Source organism: Caballeronia sp. BR00000012568055 (genome assembly GCF_029439455.1).
In the GTDB taxonomy this organism is placed as follows: domain Bacteria; phylum Pseudomonadota; class Gammaproteobacteria; order Burkholderiales; family Burkholderiaceae; genus Caballeronia.
Window position 1 is genome coordinate 1 of the sequence record NZ_JAQFVG010000044.1, and the last position, 18,742, is coordinate 18,742.

The following is an 18,742-nucleotide window of genomic DNA, read 5'->3' on the forward strand; positions in this document are numbered from 1 at the left end:
TCCGTTGCAAACCCCAACGGCGATGGCGCGTGAGCGCCGGACACGCCGCGCGGATGAGCGCGTGCCGCTTTGCTAGGGGAAAAGGGGTGCTTGTAGATGCGTACCGAGCGCTTGACAGGCCGGGCAGGCCTCCGTGGCGGCGAGCTATTGTTACCGAGGGAGACGATTAATCCACTTGCGGGATCAAGAGGCAGTGTCTGGTTGAGAAAGCTGCTTTCTTTGGTGACTTTCTTTGCAGCAGCAAAGAAAGTTACCCCCCCGCCGGGGAGGCGGCTACTGAAAGAAAACGCACGACCAGAAGCAGCAGTACCAATCAATGAGCCCCAGAACCAGACCCAGAAGAACCCGAGAACAAAGTCTCCAAAGGATAATGACTCTTCACAAACGCCGTCTTGATAACGACATAAGAAAAGTACTTCTCGATCCCAATATCCCTCTCGAGCAAACCCTCGATAATGCTCTGATAATGCCCCACCGACCGCGTCACGAACTTGAGCAAATAATCGTACCCGCCGGAGGCAAGATGACACTCGACAATCTCGTCGACATCCTTGACCGCATTGACGAACTTGATGAAGTCCTCGCGCCGATGATCGGCCAAGGTCACTTCGGTAAAGACCAACTGCACATCGCCGAGCTTTTCGAGCTGAATCTGCGCCCCATATCCGACGATATACCCCGCCTTCTCCAGCCGCTTCACACGAATCAGACAAGGACTGGGCGACAGCCCGACAGCATCGGCGAGTTCGACATTCGTAATGCGCCCGCGCTTTTGCAATTGCGCGAGGATACGCAGGTCGATTCGGTCCAGCTTGCAGTCGTTGCTCATCGTCCCTGTCGTGCTTGATGTGGATGCGGCGGTCTGGCATGTCGGCGGTCGGTCGATGTTATCACGCAGCCGCGCGCGAACTAAATCCGGTCGCACCCTTCAGCGCCGCGCGCACTTCGCTTTGCGCGAGCACATCGTCGAGGGTTTTTTGCAGGCGCGCGAACAGCAGTTCGAACTCGTTTTCCGTGAAGCTGAGCGCAGGCGCAAAGCCCAGAATGTTGTCGCCGAAAGCCCGGAAAACCAGCCCGTTCGCATACGCCGCCGCAGAAATCCGATCCGGCAATTTGAGCGATGCATCGAATCCCTGCTTGCTGTCTTTATCGCTGACGAGTTCGAGCGCGCCGAGCAAACCGCGATGCCGCGAGTCACCCACCAGCGGATGCGCAAGCAGATCGTCCAGCCCCTTCGCAAACTGCGCCGCGCGCGCCTGACCGTTCGCCAGCAAGCCGCCTTCGTGATACAGCCGCATCACTTCGAGCCCAATGGCAGCGCTCACCGGATGCGCGGAATACGTGTGCCCGTGACCGATCGGCAGACCGCCATTGTCGCCATCCGCGATACCCCGATACACCGCGTCCGACATAAGCACCGCGCCCATCGGCGCATAACCGGCGGTGAGGCCCTTGGCGACCGTCATCAGATCCGGCTCCACGCCTTCGCCTTCGCACGCGAACAGCGGACCCGTGCGGCCAAAACCGGTGATCACTTCATCGGCGACGAAGAGGATGTCGAGCTTGCGGCAGGCTTCGCGCATTGCCTTCAGCCAGCCGACGGGCGGCACGATCACGCCGCCCGAGCCTTGAATCGGCTCGCAGAAGAACGCGGCGACGTTGTCTGCGCCGAGTTCCGCGACCTTCGCTTCGAGTGCGGCGACGGACGCGGCGATCAGTGCGGCGTCATCGGCGAAATCATTGCGGTAGGCGTAGGGCGACGGAATGTGATGCTGCGTGGCCAGCGGCAAATCGAAGTTGCGATGGAACGCAGGCAAAGCCGTCAGCCCCGCACCGATCGACGACGACCCGTGATACCCGCGCTGCAACGCGATGCAATGCTTCTTCGAGGCGCGCCCCGTCGCGTTGTAATAGTGCGTGATGAAACGCAGCGCGGAATCGACGGCATCGGAACCGCCGAGCGTGAAGTACACATGCTGCAAGGACGCAGGCGCAAGCTGCACCAGCTTCGCCGCCAGTTCGATGGCAGGCTCCGAGCCGAAGTGGAAATAACCGGTCGCGTAGGGCAGCTTCGCCATCTGCTTCGCCGCCGCTTCGACGATGCTCGCGTGACCGTAACCGGTGTTCACGCACCAGAGCCCGGAGAACGCGTCGAGTAGTTCTTTCCCTTCGATATCGCGCAGGAACACGCCCTGCGCCGAATCCAGCACGGTGACGCCGCGCGCCTCATGCGCACGATAGCTGATGACGGGGTGAATCAGATGCTTGCGGTCGGACTCGATTAGCGACTGGATCGACATGATGCGTTCTCTCTCTTTGCAGATGCGGTGCGTGGCGCTCGGAATGGGCTGTTGACGATTCGATGGTATCGGCAGAGGCGTATCGCGTGCATCGTCAAAAAAATTCTGAAAGAGCGCAAAAGCCGCGTTTTGCACGGGCCGCGCAGCATTTTCTGCTGCGCGGCTTTTGGCGTGAGCGCGTCAGTAACCGCGCGTGCGGTCGATTTCGCCGATCATCCGTTCGCCCGCGCGATGCCGCCGCAGGTTGTCCAGCACCACGTCCACCGCCGATTCCGGCCGCGTCGCGCTGGCGATATGCGGCGTCAGGCGTACGCGCGGATGCGTCCAGAACGCGTGCGCGGGCGGCAGCGGTTCGGGATCGGTGACATCGAGAATGGCGGCGTGCAGACGGCCACTGTCCAGCGCATTCAGCAGATCCTGCTGATTCACATGCGGCCCGCGCCCCACGTTGATGAACGACGCGCCTTCGGGCAGCGTATCGAACACATGTTTATCGATGATGCCGCGCGTCGCGTCCGTTAGCGGGAGCAGGCAAACGAGGATATCGGTGCGCGCGAGAAAGGCATCGAGCGACTCGACGCCCGCAAAACATTCGACGCCTTCGATTTCATGCGCCGAGCGGCTCCATCCCGCGCACGGAAAACCGAAGCGGCGCAGCGTGTCCAGCACGGCCGTGCCGAGCATACCGAGGCCCATCACACCGACGCGTCGCGTAGCGGCGGCGCGCACGGGCATTTCGCGCCATACGCGTTCGCGTTGCAGTTGGCCGTAATCGAAGATATCTCGATGCAGCGTGAGCACGGCTTGCGTCACGTACTCGACCATGCCTTCGACGATGCCCGGTTCCTTCATCCGCACCACGGACACATGCGGCGGCACGAGCGACAAATCGAACTGATCGATGCCCGCGCCCACGGAAAAAATCACTTCCACGTTCGGCAGCGACTCCATGATGTCGGCGGGCGGCGTCCACGCGGCGAGATAGCGCACATCGGCTGCATTGCCGATATCGGGCCACAAACGGAACTCGATCTCCGGCGCCTTTTGCGCGAACCATTGCGCCCATTGTCTGCCGCGGTCGGGATCGGCTTTGTAGAGCAGCGTCATGGTTAGCCCAATGCCTGATTGATGATCGCAAATTGCGTGATGGACGCGTCCTGCGGCGGCGTGCCGTTGCGCGACATTTTGATGACCGTGTCCACGCGTTTCAGGCCGATATCGTCGTTAAGCCACGCGGAAAGGCCGCATTCGTCGGGCGTATCGATGCGCGTGAAGTTGCCTGCGTTTTGCGCGAGCCAATAGGCGATCAACGCTTTCGCGCGGTGCGCGTCTGGTGTGATCGATACGACTGGGCCGATTGCATCGCCACGGCCGAATTTGCGGATCAGCGCGAAGCCGGTTATTTCGCCATCGTCTTTCTGCATGACGATGCCTTTCGCATACTTGAGCAGCAGCGGCAGGAGTTCACTGCGATCAAGACCGTTCGCTTTCGATGCAAGCTCGATGAGCTTCGACGTATCGCTCGAATCGATTGGACGGATGCGTTCGCCTTCCGGCGCGGCAATCGAAGGCACCACGAAATCCGCCGAGTGATGCTGGTGAATCGCGCCGATGCGCTCGAAGCCGAGCTTCGCGTAAAGCGGCTCGCCAGCAGGCGTCGCATGCAAAACGGTGATGCGATTGCCGAGCGCTTCGAGCAGCAATTCCATCAGCTTTCTGCCGATACCGCGACCTTGGTTGTCAGGCGCGACGATCACCATGCCAAGCGATCCGCCATCCGCGCCATATTTCCAGCACAACGCAGTGCCGACGATCCGCTCGCCGTCCTGCGCGATGAAACCCGCGCCCGCGTCGAGCACGAAGCGCCAGTCATCGGCGCGATGCGGCCATTTGACCTTGACCGACAACGCGTGCGCAGCGGGAATGTCGTCGGCGGTGAAGGGGCGGTAAGCGATAGACACGGCATGCTCCACGATGAAGGATGCCGTTAATGTGACACGCGGCGCGGTGCGCGAATAGGACGATCTTGCTGCGGGTTAGGGCGACTGCCTCACCGAAAATTGAACGATAGTTTCTTCACGGACTGAAGAACGGCGGAATGATGCGCAACCCTGTCCGGCGCTTACCCCAAAGGTCTCCTATTGATAATTGCGGAGCCCTGCCAAGCGAGGAGTTCACCGTGAACGCGCAACGATTGTTTAAGCTTTTTAAGGCTTCCCGGCAGTCAGGTCTGAGGGAAAAAGATTTGGAGTATGCAAAAGAGTTCTGGGCGATGGGAAATGTTGTCACAGGATTCGCTGTGGTTCAAAGCCTCGCCTTTCTTATCGCAGTCGGGCCACAAAAAGGCGACTTGTATTGCGCAATGAGAATTAGTCTGCTTCTTGCGAGGAGCGCGATACTCATCGGCTTGGTGCTCTACCTGGCAGCACTCTGGTTTTGTCACTTCACAAGGAACCGTCTACTTGCCGATCATGAAGCGCTTGATCGACGCCTTCAGATTTCGTTCTGTTGCTGGTCATGGGGATCGACTTTGCTTATCGTCCTATTCTGTCTTCTGTCATTCGCCGCAACTTGTGACAACCAAAAGATTAAGCACGACTGCGATGGCAACGACGTCAAGATAAAACGAGTTGTGACCAGTACGTAGTCCGCTTGTCCTCGCTCGTGCATTTAGCAATTGTCGATATAGGACATCGATATGCTAATGCTCCAAAAGCGGCTTTACCTCCAATACGCAAACACCCCCAACGCCACCATCACCGTCACCGCGCCGCCAATCCGCGTGGCAATCTGCGCAAACGGCATCAATTCCATGCGATTCGCGGCGGTCAGAATTGCTACATCGCCCGTTCCGCCCAAGCCGCTATGCGTCGCATTGACGATTGCGGCTTCGACCGGATACATCCCCGTCCATCGCGCGACGAAGAAACCGGTGAGCACCAGAGTCAGCACGGTCGATACAGCCGTCACGATATTGACCCAATGAAACGCGGTCACGATCTCGCCCCACGGCGTCATCGCGACGCTGATCGCGAACATCAGCGGATAAGTGACGGCGGTAGAAAAGAACCCGTACATAAAGCGCGCGCCGCCCCGCACACGCGGCGATACGATCTGAAAGAACTGCGCGCCGACGACCAGCACGAGCATCACCACGGGTGCGGGCCAATCGAAATATTGATGGCTCAGCACGCCGAGCAGATACAACGCAATCGCCGTTGCGCCCGCTGCCGCGACCGAACTGACATCGAATTCGAAGGATTGTCCTTTGGATTCCGAAGCAACGTCATCGTCATGACCTTGCGCGATGGTCAATCGACCATTGCCCGTCAGCCGAGGCCGACGCGTGCCAAGATAATTCAGCAAGCCCGCGCAGCAAATCGCCGCGATATTCCCCAGCATCACCGCCGATAAAACCTGCGCGAACAACGGCCCTTGTTCGACGCCGAGAATCTGCGCATAGCCGGCCGACAGCGGCAGCGCGCCTTCACCGACACCGCCCGCCATGATCGGCACGACGACCATGAACAGCGCATGCTTCGCGTCCAATCCGAGCAAAACGCCCACGCCCGTTCCAACACACGCCGCCGCAATCGACCCGCTCATCACCGGGATAAAGATGCGCACGAAGCCCTTCACCAACATCTGCCGATCCATGCTCAGCACACTGCCGACGATAATCGCCGCGATAAACAAGTACAGGAAGTTCGATTGCTTCGTAAATGTGGTCACCGCTTTGGTGATCGGCTCGGGCATGAGCTTGTAGTAGACCAGCATCGACGGGATAAAGGCGGCGAAAATCGAGGTCGCGCCGATATGGCGTATCCACGGGATGCGCTTGGCCAACTCCGCGCACGTGAAGCCGCCGACCGCGACCAGCGCGATGCCCGTCGGCAGATCCGCGGCGAGTTTGCCGTGCGCGGTCATCAGCGCGAGCACGGCGATCAGTACGAGATACACCGGCAACGGCAATGCGCCGATGCGCATATCGAACACGCGCCACCAGCGTTCTTTCAGGCCCCGAACGGGGACAGCGGATTCCATCGTTTCGTGGCTCATATCAGATGAAAATCAAAAGCGCTGCGCCATACACGATCAAACCGAGCGCGAACGTCATTACCGTGAAGCCGAGCACGCGCTGCACGCCGACGCCCGCCATCGCGACCACCGGCGCGGCCCAGAACGGTTGCAGCATGTTCGAGACTTGCTCGCCCATCGCGACGGCCATCGTCGTGGCGGGAACGGAGGCGTGCAATGCCACCGCTGCGGGCACGACGAACGGACCTTGCACCGCCCAGTGTCCGCCGCCGCTCGGAATAAAGAACGTAACGATCAGCGAGCACACATAACTCCAGAACGGCAGCGTATGCGCATTCGAAATCGCGATGAAGAAGTGCGAGATCACATCGGGCAGACCGGTGGCATCCATCATGCCCATGATGCCGCCGTACAGCGGGTATTGAAGCATCATCGAACCGGTTTGTTTGGCGGCGTTCTTGATGGCATCCGCATAAGCCAGCGGATAGCCGTGAAAGATCACGCCCGCGATGAACATCACGAAAATCACCGCATTTACGCCGGAAAACGCGATGTGCTGAAACTGCGTCATCACGATCAACGCGATACCAACGACACCGATAAACGCCGAACAAATCCACGAATGTTCGATCCAGCGTGCGAAGCTCAGCTTGCCTTCGGGGCGCTTGCGAATCGCTTCGTCGGGATGCTTCGTCGTGTCGAGCACGACGGCGTCTTCATCGCGTGGTTTGAGCCAGGCGAGCAGAAAAGGCATCGCGATAAGCATGACGATGGTTGGCACGAGATTGAAGCGCGTGAACACCGTTTCGCTGAAGGGCAGCACCGCGCCCGTGAGCTTTTGCACGACGTTCATCGAACTGCCGGACGTGGATTGCGCCAGCGCGATAGAGCTTGAAATGCCGCTCGCCCACACGACCCAGCCCGAGAATCCCGCCGCGACGATCCACGCGAAATCCACGCGCATACGCTTGGCGACTTCGCGCGCGAGCAGCGCCGCGACCACCAGTCCCATGCCCCAGTTGCAGAACGATGTCACCGCCACCAGCACGAAGGTCAGCGCGCCCGCCTGCGCCGGCGTGCGCGCAATCGATACCAACGCGCGGAACACGCGCTGCACCGGCGGCGCGTGCGCAAACGCGTGACCCGTGACGAGCACCAGTGTGATTTGAAACGCGAAGGTGAAGATATCGAAAAAGCCCTTGTACCAGCCGGTAATCATCTTCGGCAGCGTTGCGTGCGGTGCCCAGATACAGGACAGCACGGCGACGATTGCAGTGATGAGAATGGCAAGCACGAACGGATCGGGAATGGTCCGTTCGAACACGCGAATGGTCGATTCGGTGAGGCGCGTTTTGCGTTGTGGCGTGGGCGCGGTGGTGGTTTTCATGGCGTGTCTCCTGATTTGTTTTTTTTAGAGCGAAAAGCCGTACAAGACCGCTGGATTCGTCACGAGGATGCGTTCGGTCAACGCATCGTCTTCGGTCCATTCGGAGAGCAGATCGAGCAGCATCGCGTCGTCGGGTTTGTGCGTCTCGGTGACGTGTGGCCAGTCGCCGCCCCAGACCAGACGCTCGGGCACGGCATCGACCCAGGCGCGGGCCATCGGCGTGATATCGGCGTAGCGTTCGTTCGGGCTTTGCTTCGAGTCGAGGTACGGACCGGAGAGCTTGATCCACGCGCGGTTTGCATCGGCTAATTCGCAGACGATTCGGAATGCAGAGTGATTCATTGAGGGCAGCCGCGCGCGGTGATCGAAGACCATCGTGCAGGGCAAGCGCTGCAGCAACTCCGCGTGTTCGACGATCTGATCCGCCGTCCAGTGAAGCTGCACGTGCCAGCCGAATTGCGCGATGCGGTTCGCCAGCGGTTCGACCATATCGAAGCTCACCGCCGCGTTCTGCGGCGTGTACAGCGTGAAGCGGATGCCGCGAATGCCGCCTTCGTTTAGCGCTTGCAACTGCGAATCTGTCACGTCGGGATGCAGCACCGCAACGCCGCGCGCATTGTCGATACCGAACTGGCGAATCGCATCGACGGTAACGGTATTGTCGATGCCGTGCGTGCGCGGCGTAACGATCACCACGCGCTCCGTGCCGATGCGCTTCTGCGCCTCACGATACGCGGCAATATCTTCGTGGTTGAAGATGTGGATATGCGAATCGCAGGCGTTTGATGGGGTTTTCATCATCTTCAAAGCACCGCGCGCTTCGAGCGCAACGTTTGAATCTGTTCATCGCTCAGGCCCGCTTCGCGCAGCAACGCATCGCTGTGTTCACCGAAAGCGGGCGCAGCGAATGGCTCCGGCAACGGCGTCGAACCGAATCGAAAAGGATGCTTGAAACCGCGATACGCGCCCACGCCTGGATACTCGAAGCGCGCAACCATGTCTTCCGCGAGCACTTGCGGATCGTCGAACATGTCTTCGACGCTGCGCGCGGCGGCGCAGGGCACGGCATCGCCGAACAGGGTTTCCCATTCGAGCGCCGAGCGTTGCGCGAGCGCCGCGTGCAACTGCGGCACGATTTCATCGCGATGAAGGGCGCGCTTGCGGACCGTGTCGTATCGCTCGTCATCGATCAACGCATGCAGGCCCGTGAGTTCGCACAGCGACTTCCAGAAATGCGGCGTATTCGCGGACAGATACAGATAACCTTCACGCGTCGGATGAATGCCCGTGATGCCGCCCGAACGCATATCGCGGCCCACATCTTTTGGCTCGCTGTCGGCCCAGATCATGCGAGCGGATTGCATCGTCAATGCGCTTCGCAGCAAGGAGACGCCGACATACTGTCCTTCGCCGCTGCGCTCACGCGCAAACAACGCCGACGATACGCTCGATGCCACCAGCGCCGCCGCGTAGTAATCGACGACAGAACCGTACAGCACTTCCGGCGCGCCATCCTTCGGGCCTTGCAGCGTGCACATGCCGGTCATGGTTTGCAGCACCTGGTCGTAACCGGCTTTATCCTTGTTCGGACCCGTATCGCCATAACCCGTCACCGCGCAATAAATCAGACGCGGATTGATCGCGCGAAGCTGTTCATACGCGATACCCAATCGCGCGGGCACGCTCGGACGGAAGTTATGCACCAGCACGTCTGCTTCCTTGACGAGCGAGAGTAGCACGTCAAGTGCTTCGGATTGCTTGAGATCGAGAACGAGTCCTCGTTTGCCGCGATTCACGCCGAGAAACGCGCGGCTTTCCGCTTCGAGCGTCGAGGGATATTTGCGCAGGTTATCGCCCGAAGGCGGTTCGATCTTGATGACTTCCGCGCCCTGATCGGCGAGCAGCGTGCAGCCATACGGCCCGGCGATATACGCGCTCAGATCGAGCACGCGCACGCCTGCCAGCGGACCGCTGCGTTCGGTGTTCTGTTGTTTCATTTCGGTATCCTTTATATGCCGATCGATGCGCGCTGCGTCTCTGACAACAGCCCGAGCCGCGCCGCGTCCTTCACCAATACGCGTGCGCGTTCGACGAAGGGCGGATCGATCATCTTTCCATCGACCACGTATGCGCCGATGCCTTTCGCGTCCGCATCGCGCGCGGCAACGACTACGCGGACAGCATGGGCGATGTCTTCATCGGTTGGACGGAAGACTTCGTTGGCCAGCGCGATCTGGCTCGGATGAATGCAACTTTTGCCGATAAACCCATACGCGCGCGCCATCTGCGCTTCGGCGCGAAAGCCGTCGGCGTCCTTGATGTTGGCGAACGCGGTGTCATAAGCGAACACGCCCGCTTCGCCCGCCGCGATACGCAGCGCGAACATCGCCTGAGCGATCGCGCCGTTTTCCCGACGCGCGATGCCGAGCGGTTCGAACAAATCGCCCAAGCCAAGCTGCAATCCCGCGACACGCGGATGCGCGCCCGCCAGTTCCGCCGCCAACCGCAACGCTTTCGGCGATTCGACATTCAGCAGCAAGCCGATCGGCGCGGTCACGCCGTTATCGCGCTCGGCGGCTTCGATGGCTTCGGCGGCGGCGCGCACATCGTCGGGATGCTCCGGCTTCGGCAAATTGATGAGAGACACGCCGTTACGCGCGATGGCGTCGATATCGGCGGCGAAATGGGGCGAATCAAGCGCGTTGACGCGGACGATCAGCGTTTTGTCCGTGGCGAGCGCGTCATCGGTTTGCAGGAAGGCGCGTAAGTCTGCGCGCGCCTGCGGCTTGCGCTCGGGCGCGACGGCGTCTTCGAGATCGAACGAGAGGGCATCGGCGGCGCTGGCGAGCGCCTTGGCAAAGAGTTCCGGGCGCGAGGCCGGGACGAAGAGTTTGCTTCGCATGGTGTCTCCTGCTGCTTTAAGTATGCAGGCAGTCTACGAGCGTCGGGCTTTTAGATAAACTATCCACGTCTATCTTCAATCGACAGAAAAACTATCCCGTGGATACTGCCTTCCTCGCCAATCTCCTGCTCGTCGTCGATACCGGTTCGATGGCCGAAGCCGCGCGCCGCGTCGGCGTGACGCCTGCGGCCATCGCCCAGCAGGTTCAGGCGCTGGAACGCGAACTCGGCGTCACGCTGCTGATCCGCGCCGGCCGCACGGTGATTCCGACCGAAGCGGGACATCGCGTGATCGAGCGGGCGCGCGGGCTGGTCGCGGATTTCGCGGAACTGAAGGCGCACGCGCTCGAAGGCGAGGCGGCGGGCGAACTGCGCATCGGCACGATCACGACGGCGCTGCTGAGCCTGCTGCCGGACGTGCTCGCCAACTTCTCGCGCGGTTATCCGCGCGCCAAGGTGCTGATTCGCGCGGGTACGTCGATGGAGTTGTACGACACGCTGCAACGCGGCGATCTAGACGTCGCCATTTGTCTGCATCCCGCGTTCGCGCTGCCGAAGGCTTACGACTGGCATCTGCTGCGCGAGGAACCGCTGGTCGTGCTCGCGCCCGCGCGTCTGTCGCACGAAGACCCGCACGAGTTACTTCGACGCGAGCCTTTCGTCCGATACGACCGTTCGCTGGGCGGCGGCAAGCAGGCGGATCAATATCTGCGGGCAGCACGCATCGTGCCGCGCGAACTCTTCGAACTGAACTCGCTGATGGCCATCGCGATGATGGTCGATCGCGGTTTGGGGGTATCGCTCGTGCCGGATATCGTCTCGCCGATGACCGCCGCGCTCGCCGTCGCCCACTTGCCCTTGCCGATGCCCGCCGAGCCGCGCCGCTTCGGCGTGGTCTGGCAGCGCGCCTCGCCGCGCGCCCGGCTGATTCGTGGCCTGCTGCAATGCGCGGATGAGGCGGCCGCGGCCAGCATCGACGCGGGGACTTCAAAAATTCACGCCCAGCCGATACAATAGCGGCCCCCTTGCCCAGGTGGCGGAATTGGTAGACGCACTATCTTGAGGGGGTAGCGCTTAACGGCGTGCGGGTTCGAGTCCCGCCCTGGGCACCACGGTTTTATCGCTGTCAGCTTGTCCTTGCTTGTCCTTTTCGCCCGCTCGTTGCAGCCGGTTCTGCGACGCTGCCACGCATCTCCTCCTCATTGCGCCTCGGGTACGAGAGTTCAGGTCATTTCCGGCCAAACTTGTCATGTGGCTGGGCATGACTGATACTCGAAAGTCGGACCACGTTTCCCCTATGTCGATTTGACGGTATTGCTCATGAGCACAATTCTCGAAAGCCTCCCGGTTGGTCAAAAGGTCGGTATCGCGTTTTCCGGCGGTCTCGACACCAGCGCAGCCTTGCACTGGATGAAGAAAAAGGGCGCCACGCCCTACGCATACACGGCCAACCTCGGCCAGCCCGACGAAGACGACTACGATTCCATTCCCCGCCGCGCGACCGAATACGGTGCAGCGGGCGCACGTTTGATCGACTGCCGCGCGCAACTGGTTTCGGAAGGCATCGCGGCGCTGCAAGCCGGCGCGTTCCACGTTTCGACGGCCGGCGTCACGTACTTCAACACCACGCCGCTGGGCCGCGCGGTCACCGGCACCATGCTCGTCTCCGCGATGAAGGAAGACGGCGTGAACATCTGGGGCGATGGCAGCACCTACAAGGGCAACGATATCGAGCGGTTCTATCGCTACGGTCTGCTCGTCAATCCGGATCTGAAGATCTACAAACCGTGGCTCGACCAGCAGTTCATCGACGAACTCGGCGGCCGCGCGGAAATGTCGGCGTTCATGCAGCAGGCGGGCTTCGGCTACAAGATGTCGGCTGAAAAAGCCTATTCGACCGATTCGAACCTGCTCGGCGCCACGCACGAAGCGAAGGATCTGGAAAGTCTCGAAAGCGGCATGCGCATCGTCAATCCGATCATGGGCGTGGCGTTCTGGCGCGACGACGTGAAGGTGGATCGCGAAGAAGTGACGGTACGCTTCGAAGAAGGCCGTCCGGTCGCGCTGAACGGCAAGACTTTTGCGGATGCGGTGGAACTGCTGCTGGAAGCGAATCGTATCGGCGGGCGGCATGGTCTTGGAATGAGCGATCAGATCGAGAACCGCATCATCGAGGCAAAGAGCCGTGGCATTTATGAAGCGCCGGGGCTGGCGCTGCTCTACATCGCTTATGAGCGGCTCGTCACGGGCATTCATAACGAAGATACGATCGAGCAGTATCGCGAAAACGGGCGTCGTCTGGGACGCTTGCTGTATCAGGGCCGCTGGTTCGATCCGCAAGCCATCATGCTGCGCGAAACCGCGCAACGCTGGGTCGCGCGCGCGATTACCGGTGAAGTGACTATCGAACTGCGTCGCGGTAACGACTATTCGATCGTCAGCACCAAGTCGCCGAATCTGACGTATCAGCCGGAACGTCTGTCGATGGAGAAGGTGGAATCCACGTTCTCGCCGAAGGATCGTATCGGTCAGTTGACCATGCGTAATCTGGACATTACCGATACGCGCGACAAGCTGCGGATTTACTCGCAGGTCGGCTTGCTGACGCCGGGTGAAAAGTCGGCGCTGCCGCAGATCAAGGGCGATAAAGAGTAAGTTTCAGCGGGTTTCAGAGAAAAGCGGTCATCAATCGATGACCGCTTTTTTTATGCGCCGATCAAACCGCCGATTAAACCGCCCATCAAACCGATAGCGCCGCCAGCTTGCTCACGGTCTCAGCGCACGCATGCGCCGCTTCCGCGCCCTTCACGAGGAAATGCTCCCGGAAAAAGCCGACATGCTCCGCGCCGCCGTGGAAATGATGCGGCGTCAGCACGGCTGAAAACACCGGCACGCCCATTTCGAGCTGCACCTGCATCAAACCGTTGATGACCGCCGTCGCGACGAAATCGTGCCGATAAATCCCGCCATCGACGACGAGACCCGCCGCTACGATCCCCGCATACTTTCCGCTCGCGGCGAGGCGCTTCGCATGCAGCGGAATTTCAAACGCGCCGGGCACTTCGAACAGATCGATTTCATCGCGCGCATAGCCTTTTTGCAGCATCGCTTCGATAAACGCGGTCTTGCACTGATCGACGATATCGCGATGCCAGCACGCCTGCACGAACGCGATGCGAGGACGGTTGGAACCTGCGGCGCTTACCGCTTGTGCTTCATTGGGAGTAGACATGTTCATGGACTTCAGCCTGTTTTGTGTGAACAGGGCGAAGGACGGCCGCACGCTCGCGCACGCATCCAAAAAACGCGCACGAAAGCGAAAAGCGCCTGAAACAAGCGCCTGCAACAAGCACTGAAGGCCGTCCTGTTCTCTTTCATCCGGACTATACCGTCGGCCCCGGAATCCAACCGGGTCTGCTGACCTCGACCGCCTAAGAAGGCCGCCGAGCGCTCGCGGGCTACGCGCGTTGCCGCGCGATTACCGCCGGTGGGGAATCGCACCCCGCCCCGAGAACGTGTTCGTCAAAGGAATCGACGAACGGGCGTAAGTTATCACGAAAAAGCACAATGCGCGCTTTCGGCCATATATCGATTGTGGCTAAGCTAACGCTCGCCTTAGTGACGCTTTAGCGACGCGCCGTCAGATAAAACGCCGCGTTGCGCTGTGGCGTCACGCCGACGAGGGTGAGCTGGCTGTTCACCACGGTCGCTTCCACCGGCATCGAAACGCCATTGCCCGCCAGACACGTCGCGCTGGTGAAATTCAGCGTGCCGTCCAGCAGATGCTTGCCCGTCGAACGCGGCTTGAAGCTGCCGGTGAAGGTGCAGGTGCCTTGCTTGCCGCTGGCCGAGCCATCGGCCTGGAACGTGATGGTCGATACGGTGGCGAGTGTCGCCGGGCTGGTCCACGTCGCGCCGGAGACATCGGAGATATTGAGCGCCGAGTCGTAGATCGAGTTGTACGCGCCGTTGTACGAGAGCACCGTGGTGTTCGGCACGGTGTTCATCGTCGTCGTCATGGCGAGCGAGCTTTTTGCGGTGAACGAACCCGACGCCGAACCGCTGATGATCGCGTTGGTGTTGGTCAGCGCGATGGTCGCCGTATCGGTAATGGTGCCGTTCGATGCCGTCATGAAGCCTTCGGTGAGCCACTGAAACGCGCCGGTGCTGTTGCTCGTATAGACGCTGAAATACTGGCCGTTTTCCAGCACGATAGTTTGCGCCGCGAGTTCCGTGGTGGTCGCGCCGTACCAGATGCCTTCGGGAATGGCCGTGGAGACGTTCGACGTGCAGGACTTGGTCAGCGTCCCCAGGTTGGACGCACAGGTTTCGTCGCTCGATCCACCGCCGCCGCAGGCAGCAAGAATAGGCAAGGCGAGCAGCGCGAGCTTGGTGAACAGTTTCATGGATACGATCGTTTTGCGTGATGTTGAGCACAGGCGGCCACACTGCACGGCGCCGACATCGCTTTAACGGATGGATCGCGCGGAAACTTTAGGCTTTGGCCGCCAGCGCTGCGCCGCCGAGAATGGAGTTGGCGTCCGCGCGGGCGTTGTCGAGTTGCACGACGCTGGCCTGACGGGCCGCGAGCGCATCGCGATTGGAAATGGCCGTGTAAATGGCCTTGTGACGCGGCAACGACAGCGCGTGCGTGTTCGGATGCCGGCTGGTCAGTTTGATCGATTCCGACAGCGCCAGCGACAGCATATTGCCGATATACGCGAGCATGTCGTTATGCGTGGCGGCGAGAATCGCGCGATGAAACGCGAGATCGGGTTCGAGCAGCGCTTCGGCGGTGGACGCTTGTTCCATGCGCGCGAACGCCGCGCCAATGAGTTCGATGTCTTCGTCGGTCGCGGAAATGGCGGCGAGCGCCGCAGCGGCCGGCTCGATAATCTGCCGCACCGTCATCAGCGATTGAAAGAACTCGCCTTCGGGCAGATTGCCGACGGTCCAAACGAGCACGTCGGGATCGAGCATATGCCACTCATCGCGTGGGCGCACCACGCTGCCTACGCGCGGTTTCGATACCACCAGACCTTTCGCGACGAGTACGCGCGTCGCTTCACGCAGCACGGGACGGCTGACGCCATAGGTTTCGCAGAGCGTCGGTTCGGCGGGCAGACGCTGACCCGGCGCGAATACGCCGCTCGCGATCTGCATGCCGAGTTCCTGCACGATCCGTCCATGCATGCTCTTGCGCTGCGTGGGGTTGCGGTAGTCCATACATCGGCTGCTTCAATGTGCCGCTGCTTCGCGCATCGCCCGATATTCACGGCGCACGATATCCATTAGTTCGGCTACCGAAGTATTTGCGCTGCGTGCTTCGTAGGTCACGCGTCCGCGCTGCATCAACATGATGCGATCGGCGATATCGAGCGTCTGCGCGTAGTTGTGCATGATCATGATGATCGACAGACCGCCTTTCTCTTTGAGCCGCAAAACGAGGTCGATGATGAGCGCGGCTTCGCGTGCGCCCATTGCGGCGAGCGGTTCATCGAGCAACAAAATGCGTGCGTTCGAATTCACCGCGCGCGCCACAGCGATAGCTTGCCGTTGACCGCCTGACAAACGCTCCACAGGAAGATCGACCGATGGCACATGCACGCCGATATCGTCGAGCAATTGGGCGGCGCGTGCGCGCATCTGCTTGTGATCAACGAGACGAAACGGCCCGCGCCGCACGATCTCGCGATTCAAAAACATGTTGTGATAGATCGACAGCGAATTGGCCAGCGCCAGATCCTGATACACGCATTCGATACCGAGCGAACGCGCATGATCCACCGAGCGCAACAACGTTTCCTCACCATGTACATGCAGCGTGCCGCTGGTCTGCTGATGAAAGCCCGTGAGTATTTTCACGAGCGTAGATTTGCCCGCGCCGTTGTCGCCGAGAATGCCGAGAATCTCGCCTTTTCCCAGCGTCAGCGATACACCGTCGAGCGCGGTCACCGCGCCGAATCGCTTGACGATATTGTCGCCACGCAGCGCGAGATCGGTGGTCTGAACGTCCGACATCACTTGCCTCCCTTGCGGCGAATGCGCCCGACGTGGATATTGAAGATCATCGCGGCGAGAATCGCAGCGCCAAGAATAATGTTGAACGTGAACGCGTTGATGCCGATCAGCGTGAAGCCATCGTTCAGAATGCCCAGCACCGCCGCGCCGATCAACCCGCCCACAATCGTGCCCGAGCCGCCCGTCAATGGCGTTCCACCGATCACCGCTGCGGCGACTGCGAGAAACATGATCTGATTGCCGCCCGCTTGCGGATCGATCGAAGTAATTCGGAATCCTTCGAGAATGCCGGTGAAGCCTGCAAGCACCGCAGCCAGCACGAAGTTACCCAGGCGCAGACGATTGACGCGAATGCCTGCTTCGCTGGCACCGAGCGCGTTTGCACCGGCGGCTTGCGTGTGCAGACCCCATCGCGTATGACGAAGCAATACGTGCATGACGTACGCGAGCGCCAGCGTCCAGATGATTTCGCTATAGCCCCATGCGCCCATCACGGCTGAAAATTCAGGACTGCCGGGCGTTGCCACCGGCGTGCCGCGCGACAACGTCAACGTAACGCCGTTGATCAGAAACAGCGTGCCGAGCGTCGTCACAAACGAGGGCAAGCGCAGAAACACCGTTACCGCACCGTTCACGAAGCCGATGATCGCTGCCGCGACGAGACCAGCGATGACGGCGAGCCACATGGGCGCGCCGGCATCGTTGGCGAAGACCATCATGAACGGCGCGAACGCGAACACCATGCCCGCGGAGAGATCGATATCGCCGCCGATCATCAACATGATTTCCCCGAACGCGATGATCGCTACCGGCGCAATGAACTGCGACAGGTTGACGAGGCTCGCGTTCGACAACAGGAAGTCGTGATTGACGATCTGGAAATACGCGGCGAGCAACACCGCGACGAGCAGAATACGCAACTCCGCCGCCCAGTTGGATAACAAAGCCCCGCGCGGCTGTGGAGGCCGCGCGGGCGTCTGCGCTTTGCTGGATTCGTTCACGGTGTTCATCGTCACGTCAGGACTTGATTGCGCCGTTCATCGGCACGATTTGCGGCTTGGTGGTCTTGCCTTCGTAACGTGTCGATGTGTTGAGATAAGGCTCGACGGTCGCCTTCGTCACGAACTTGAGACCCGTGTTGATATTCGCCGGCCCGACCAGTCCGCCCGACGCGAGGAAGGTGAAAGCCTCGACCACGGTATAAAAGCCCTGCACGTAAGGCTGTTGATCGATGGTGAAATCAAGGAATCCTTCATGAATAAGCTGGATGGTGGACGGCAATAGATCGAAGCCGCCGCCATGCACGCCCTTCGAAGGCAGATTCGATTCCTTCATCACTTGCGCGACGCCTTGCGTGCTGCCTGCATCGACGGCGAACATGCCTTTCAAATCCTGGTGGCCGAGATAAAACGCCTTGATTTTCGATAGTTCTTCGTTGACGGTCGCGCCCGTGGCAACGGTCTGAATATCGATCTTCTTGCCGGACTTCTTGATGGCATCGCTTGCGCCATCGAGACGCGGTTGAATGTTGAGCTGTCCGGGCGTGGCGATAAACAAGGCCACCATGCCACTGTCGATCAGACTCGCGATGCGCTCGCCCATCTGATAGCCCGACAAATACAGGTCCTGCCCGATATAAGCGAGGCGCGGACTCGCCTTGCCGCGCGGGGCGTCGGCGTTATAGGCGAACACGGGAATGCCGGCATCGAGCGCGGCTTGAATGGGCTTGTCGAACGCGTTCGGATCGACGATCGGCACGGCGATGGCATCCGCTTTCGCGGCGATCGCGGAGTTCACCGCGCGCACCATTTCGCCTGCATCGGACGTGGCGGAGCCGGTCCATTGATAGTCCATGCCGAGCAGCGAGCAGGCATCCTGAATGCCGTATTGCGTCGGCACAAAAAAAGGATTTGTGGTGACGTGATTGACGAATACGATCTTCCACTTCTTGTGCTGCGGGAACGCGGCTTCAGCGGCTTGCGCGCTTGAAATAAAGCCGCCCGCGCCGCCCAGAAGCGATAACGCGGCTCCTAAACCCGCGCCTTGCACCAGCCCGCGCCGTCTTGCGTTGATGTCTTTCACGTCGTCATCCTGG

Annotated in this window: 18 protein-coding genes, 1 tRNA gene and 1 riboswitch; of the genes, 4 read left to right on the forward strand and 15 right to left on the reverse strand. The window is 60.5% G+C overall.

Features of this window, described 5'->3' with window-relative positions:
- Positions 1-313 precede the first annotated feature (313 nt).
- From P7F28_RS03620 to P7F28_RS03635, 4 genes are all read right to left on the reverse strand, one after another.
- Complete coding sequence (locus tag P7F28_RS03620; RefSeq protein WP_277183090.1) at positions 314-829, reverse strand: Lrp/AsnC family transcriptional regulator; 516 nt, start codon at positions 827-829, stop codon at positions 314-316.
- Between the two features lie 61 nt (positions 830-890).
- The gene (locus tag P7F28_RS03625; RefSeq protein WP_277183074.1) at positions 891-2,300 is read right to left on the reverse strand and encodes an aspartate aminotransferase family protein; all 1,410 of its coding nucleotides are present in this window, start codon (positions 2,298-2,300) and stop codon (positions 891-893) included.
- Positions 2,301-2,480: 180 nt separating this feature from the next.
- Positions 2,481-3,407: a glyoxylate/hydroxypyruvate reductase A gene (locus tag P7F28_RS03630; RefSeq protein ID WP_277183075.1), complete on the reverse strand. Its 927-nt coding sequence runs from the start codon at positions 3,405-3,407 to the stop codon at positions 2,481-2,483.
- A 2-nt stretch (positions 3,408-3,409) separates the two neighbouring features.
- Positions 3,410-4,261 (reverse strand): GNAT family N-acetyltransferase, encoded by an 852-nt coding sequence (locus tag P7F28_RS03635; protein ID WP_277183076.1) that lies wholly within the window; start codon positions 4,259-4,261, stop codon positions 3,410-3,412.
- A gap of 218 nt (positions 4,262-4,479) precedes the next feature.
- On the opposite strand from P7F28_RS03635, the gene P7F28_RS03640 reads away from it, so the two are divergent.
- Positions 4,480-4,947 carry a hypothetical protein gene (locus P7F28_RS03640; protein WP_277183077.1) on the forward strand — a complete coding sequence of 156 codons (468 nt, stop codon included), beginning with the start codon at positions 4,480-4,482 and terminating at the stop codon, positions 4,945-4,947.
- 74 nt (positions 4,948-5,021) lie between these two features.
- On the opposite strand, the gene P7F28_RS03645 is transcribed toward P7F28_RS03640, so the two are convergent.
- Genes P7F28_RS03645 through P7F28_RS03665 form a run of 5 tightly spaced genes read right to left on the reverse strand, consistent with a single transcriptional unit; the run spans position 5,022 to position 10,627 of the window.
- Positions 5,022-6,344, reverse strand: a complete 1,323-nt coding sequence (locus tag P7F28_RS03645) for a 2-hydroxycarboxylate transporter family protein (protein ID WP_277183078.1) — start codon at positions 6,342-6,344, stop codon at positions 5,022-5,024.
- A 16-nt stretch (positions 6,345-6,360) separates the two neighbouring features.
- Positions 6,361-7,725 (reverse strand): short-chain fatty acid transporter, encoded by a 1,365-nt coding sequence (locus tag P7F28_RS03650; RefSeq protein ID WP_277183079.1) that lies wholly within the window; start codon positions 7,723-7,725, stop codon positions 6,361-6,363.
- A gap of 24 nt (positions 7,726-7,749) precedes the next feature.
- Positions 7,750-8,526 (reverse strand): amidohydrolase, encoded by a 777-nt coding sequence (locus tag P7F28_RS03655; RefSeq protein WP_277183080.1) that lies wholly within the window; start codon positions 8,524-8,526, stop codon positions 7,750-7,752.
- Positions 8,527-8,528: 2 nt separating this feature from the next.
- Positions 8,529-9,722 carry a CaiB/BaiF CoA-transferase family protein gene (locus P7F28_RS03660; RefSeq protein ID WP_277183081.1) on the reverse strand — a complete coding sequence of 398 codons (1,194 nt, stop codon included), beginning with the start codon at positions 9,720-9,722 and terminating at the stop codon, positions 8,529-8,531.
- Between the two features lie 11 nt (positions 9,723-9,733).
- Complete coding sequence (locus tag P7F28_RS03665; protein WP_277183082.1) at positions 9,734-10,627, reverse strand: CoA ester lyase; 894 nt, start codon at positions 10,625-10,627, stop codon at positions 9,734-9,736.
- Between the two features lie 98 nt (positions 10,628-10,725).
- On the opposite strand from P7F28_RS03665, the gene P7F28_RS03670 reads away from it, so the two are divergent.
- The 3 genes from P7F28_RS03670 (at position 10,726) to argG (ending at position 13,281) form a co-directional block, all read left to right on the forward strand.
- Positions 10,726-11,643: a LysR family transcriptional regulator gene (locus tag P7F28_RS03670; RefSeq protein ID WP_277183083.1), complete on the forward strand. Its 918-nt coding sequence runs from the start codon at positions 10,726-10,728 to the stop codon at positions 11,641-11,643.
- Positions 11,644-11,653: 10 nt separating this feature from the next.
- A tRNA-Leu gene (locus P7F28_RS03675) sits at positions 11,654-11,738 on the forward strand.
- Positions 11,739-11,946: 208 nt separating this feature from the next.
- On the forward strand, positions 11,947-13,281 hold the full coding sequence (gene argG / locus P7F28_RS03680) for an argininosuccinate synthase (protein WP_277183084.1): 1,335 nt from the start codon (positions 11,947-11,949) through the stop codon (positions 13,279-13,281).
- Positions 13,282-13,366: 85 nt separating this feature from the next.
- Here the strand turns inward: argG and P7F28_RS03685 are convergent, their stop codons facing one another.
- The 6 genes from P7F28_RS03685 to P7F28_RS03710 all read right to left on the reverse strand — a co-directional run bounded on the left by P7F28_RS03685 (position 13,367) and on the right by P7F28_RS03710 (position 18,729).
- Complete coding sequence (locus P7F28_RS03685) at positions 13,367-13,864, reverse strand: 6,7-dimethyl-8-ribityllumazine synthase (protein ID WP_277183085.1); 498 nt, start codon at positions 13,862-13,864, stop codon at positions 13,367-13,369.
- Positions 13,865-13,988: 124 nt separating this feature from the next.
- Positions 13,989-14,145: riboswitch (FMN riboswitch) on the reverse strand.
- Positions 14,146-14,252: 107 nt separating this feature from the next.
- Positions 14,253-15,032: a hypothetical protein gene (locus tag P7F28_RS03690; protein WP_277183086.1), complete on the reverse strand. Its 780-nt coding sequence runs from the start codon at positions 15,030-15,032 to the stop codon at positions 14,253-14,255.
- A gap of 88 nt (positions 15,033-15,120) precedes the next feature.
- Complete coding sequence (locus P7F28_RS03695) at positions 15,121-15,852, reverse strand: FadR/GntR family transcriptional regulator (protein WP_277183087.1); 732 nt, start codon at positions 15,850-15,852, stop codon at positions 15,121-15,123.
- Between the two features lie 12 nt (positions 15,853-15,864).
- Positions 15,865-16,647 (reverse strand): ATP-binding cassette domain-containing protein, encoded by a 783-nt coding sequence (locus tag P7F28_RS03700; RefSeq protein ID WP_277183088.1) that lies wholly within the window; start codon positions 16,645-16,647, stop codon positions 15,865-15,867.
- The gene (locus P7F28_RS03705) at positions 16,647-17,657 is read right to left on the reverse strand and encodes an ABC transporter permease (RefSeq protein WP_277183089.1); all 1,011 of its coding nucleotides are present in this window, start codon (positions 17,655-17,657) and stop codon (positions 16,647-16,649) included. The genes P7F28_RS03700 and P7F28_RS03705 overlap by 1 nt, the downstream gene beginning before the upstream one ends.
- Before the next feature lie 7 nt (positions 17,658-17,664).
- A complete protein-coding gene (locus P7F28_RS03710; RefSeq protein WP_277183091.1) occupies positions 17,665-18,729 on the reverse strand; it encodes a sugar ABC transporter substrate-binding protein in 1,065 nt (354 codons plus the stop codon).
- Positions 18,730-18,742 lie beyond the last annotated feature (13 nt).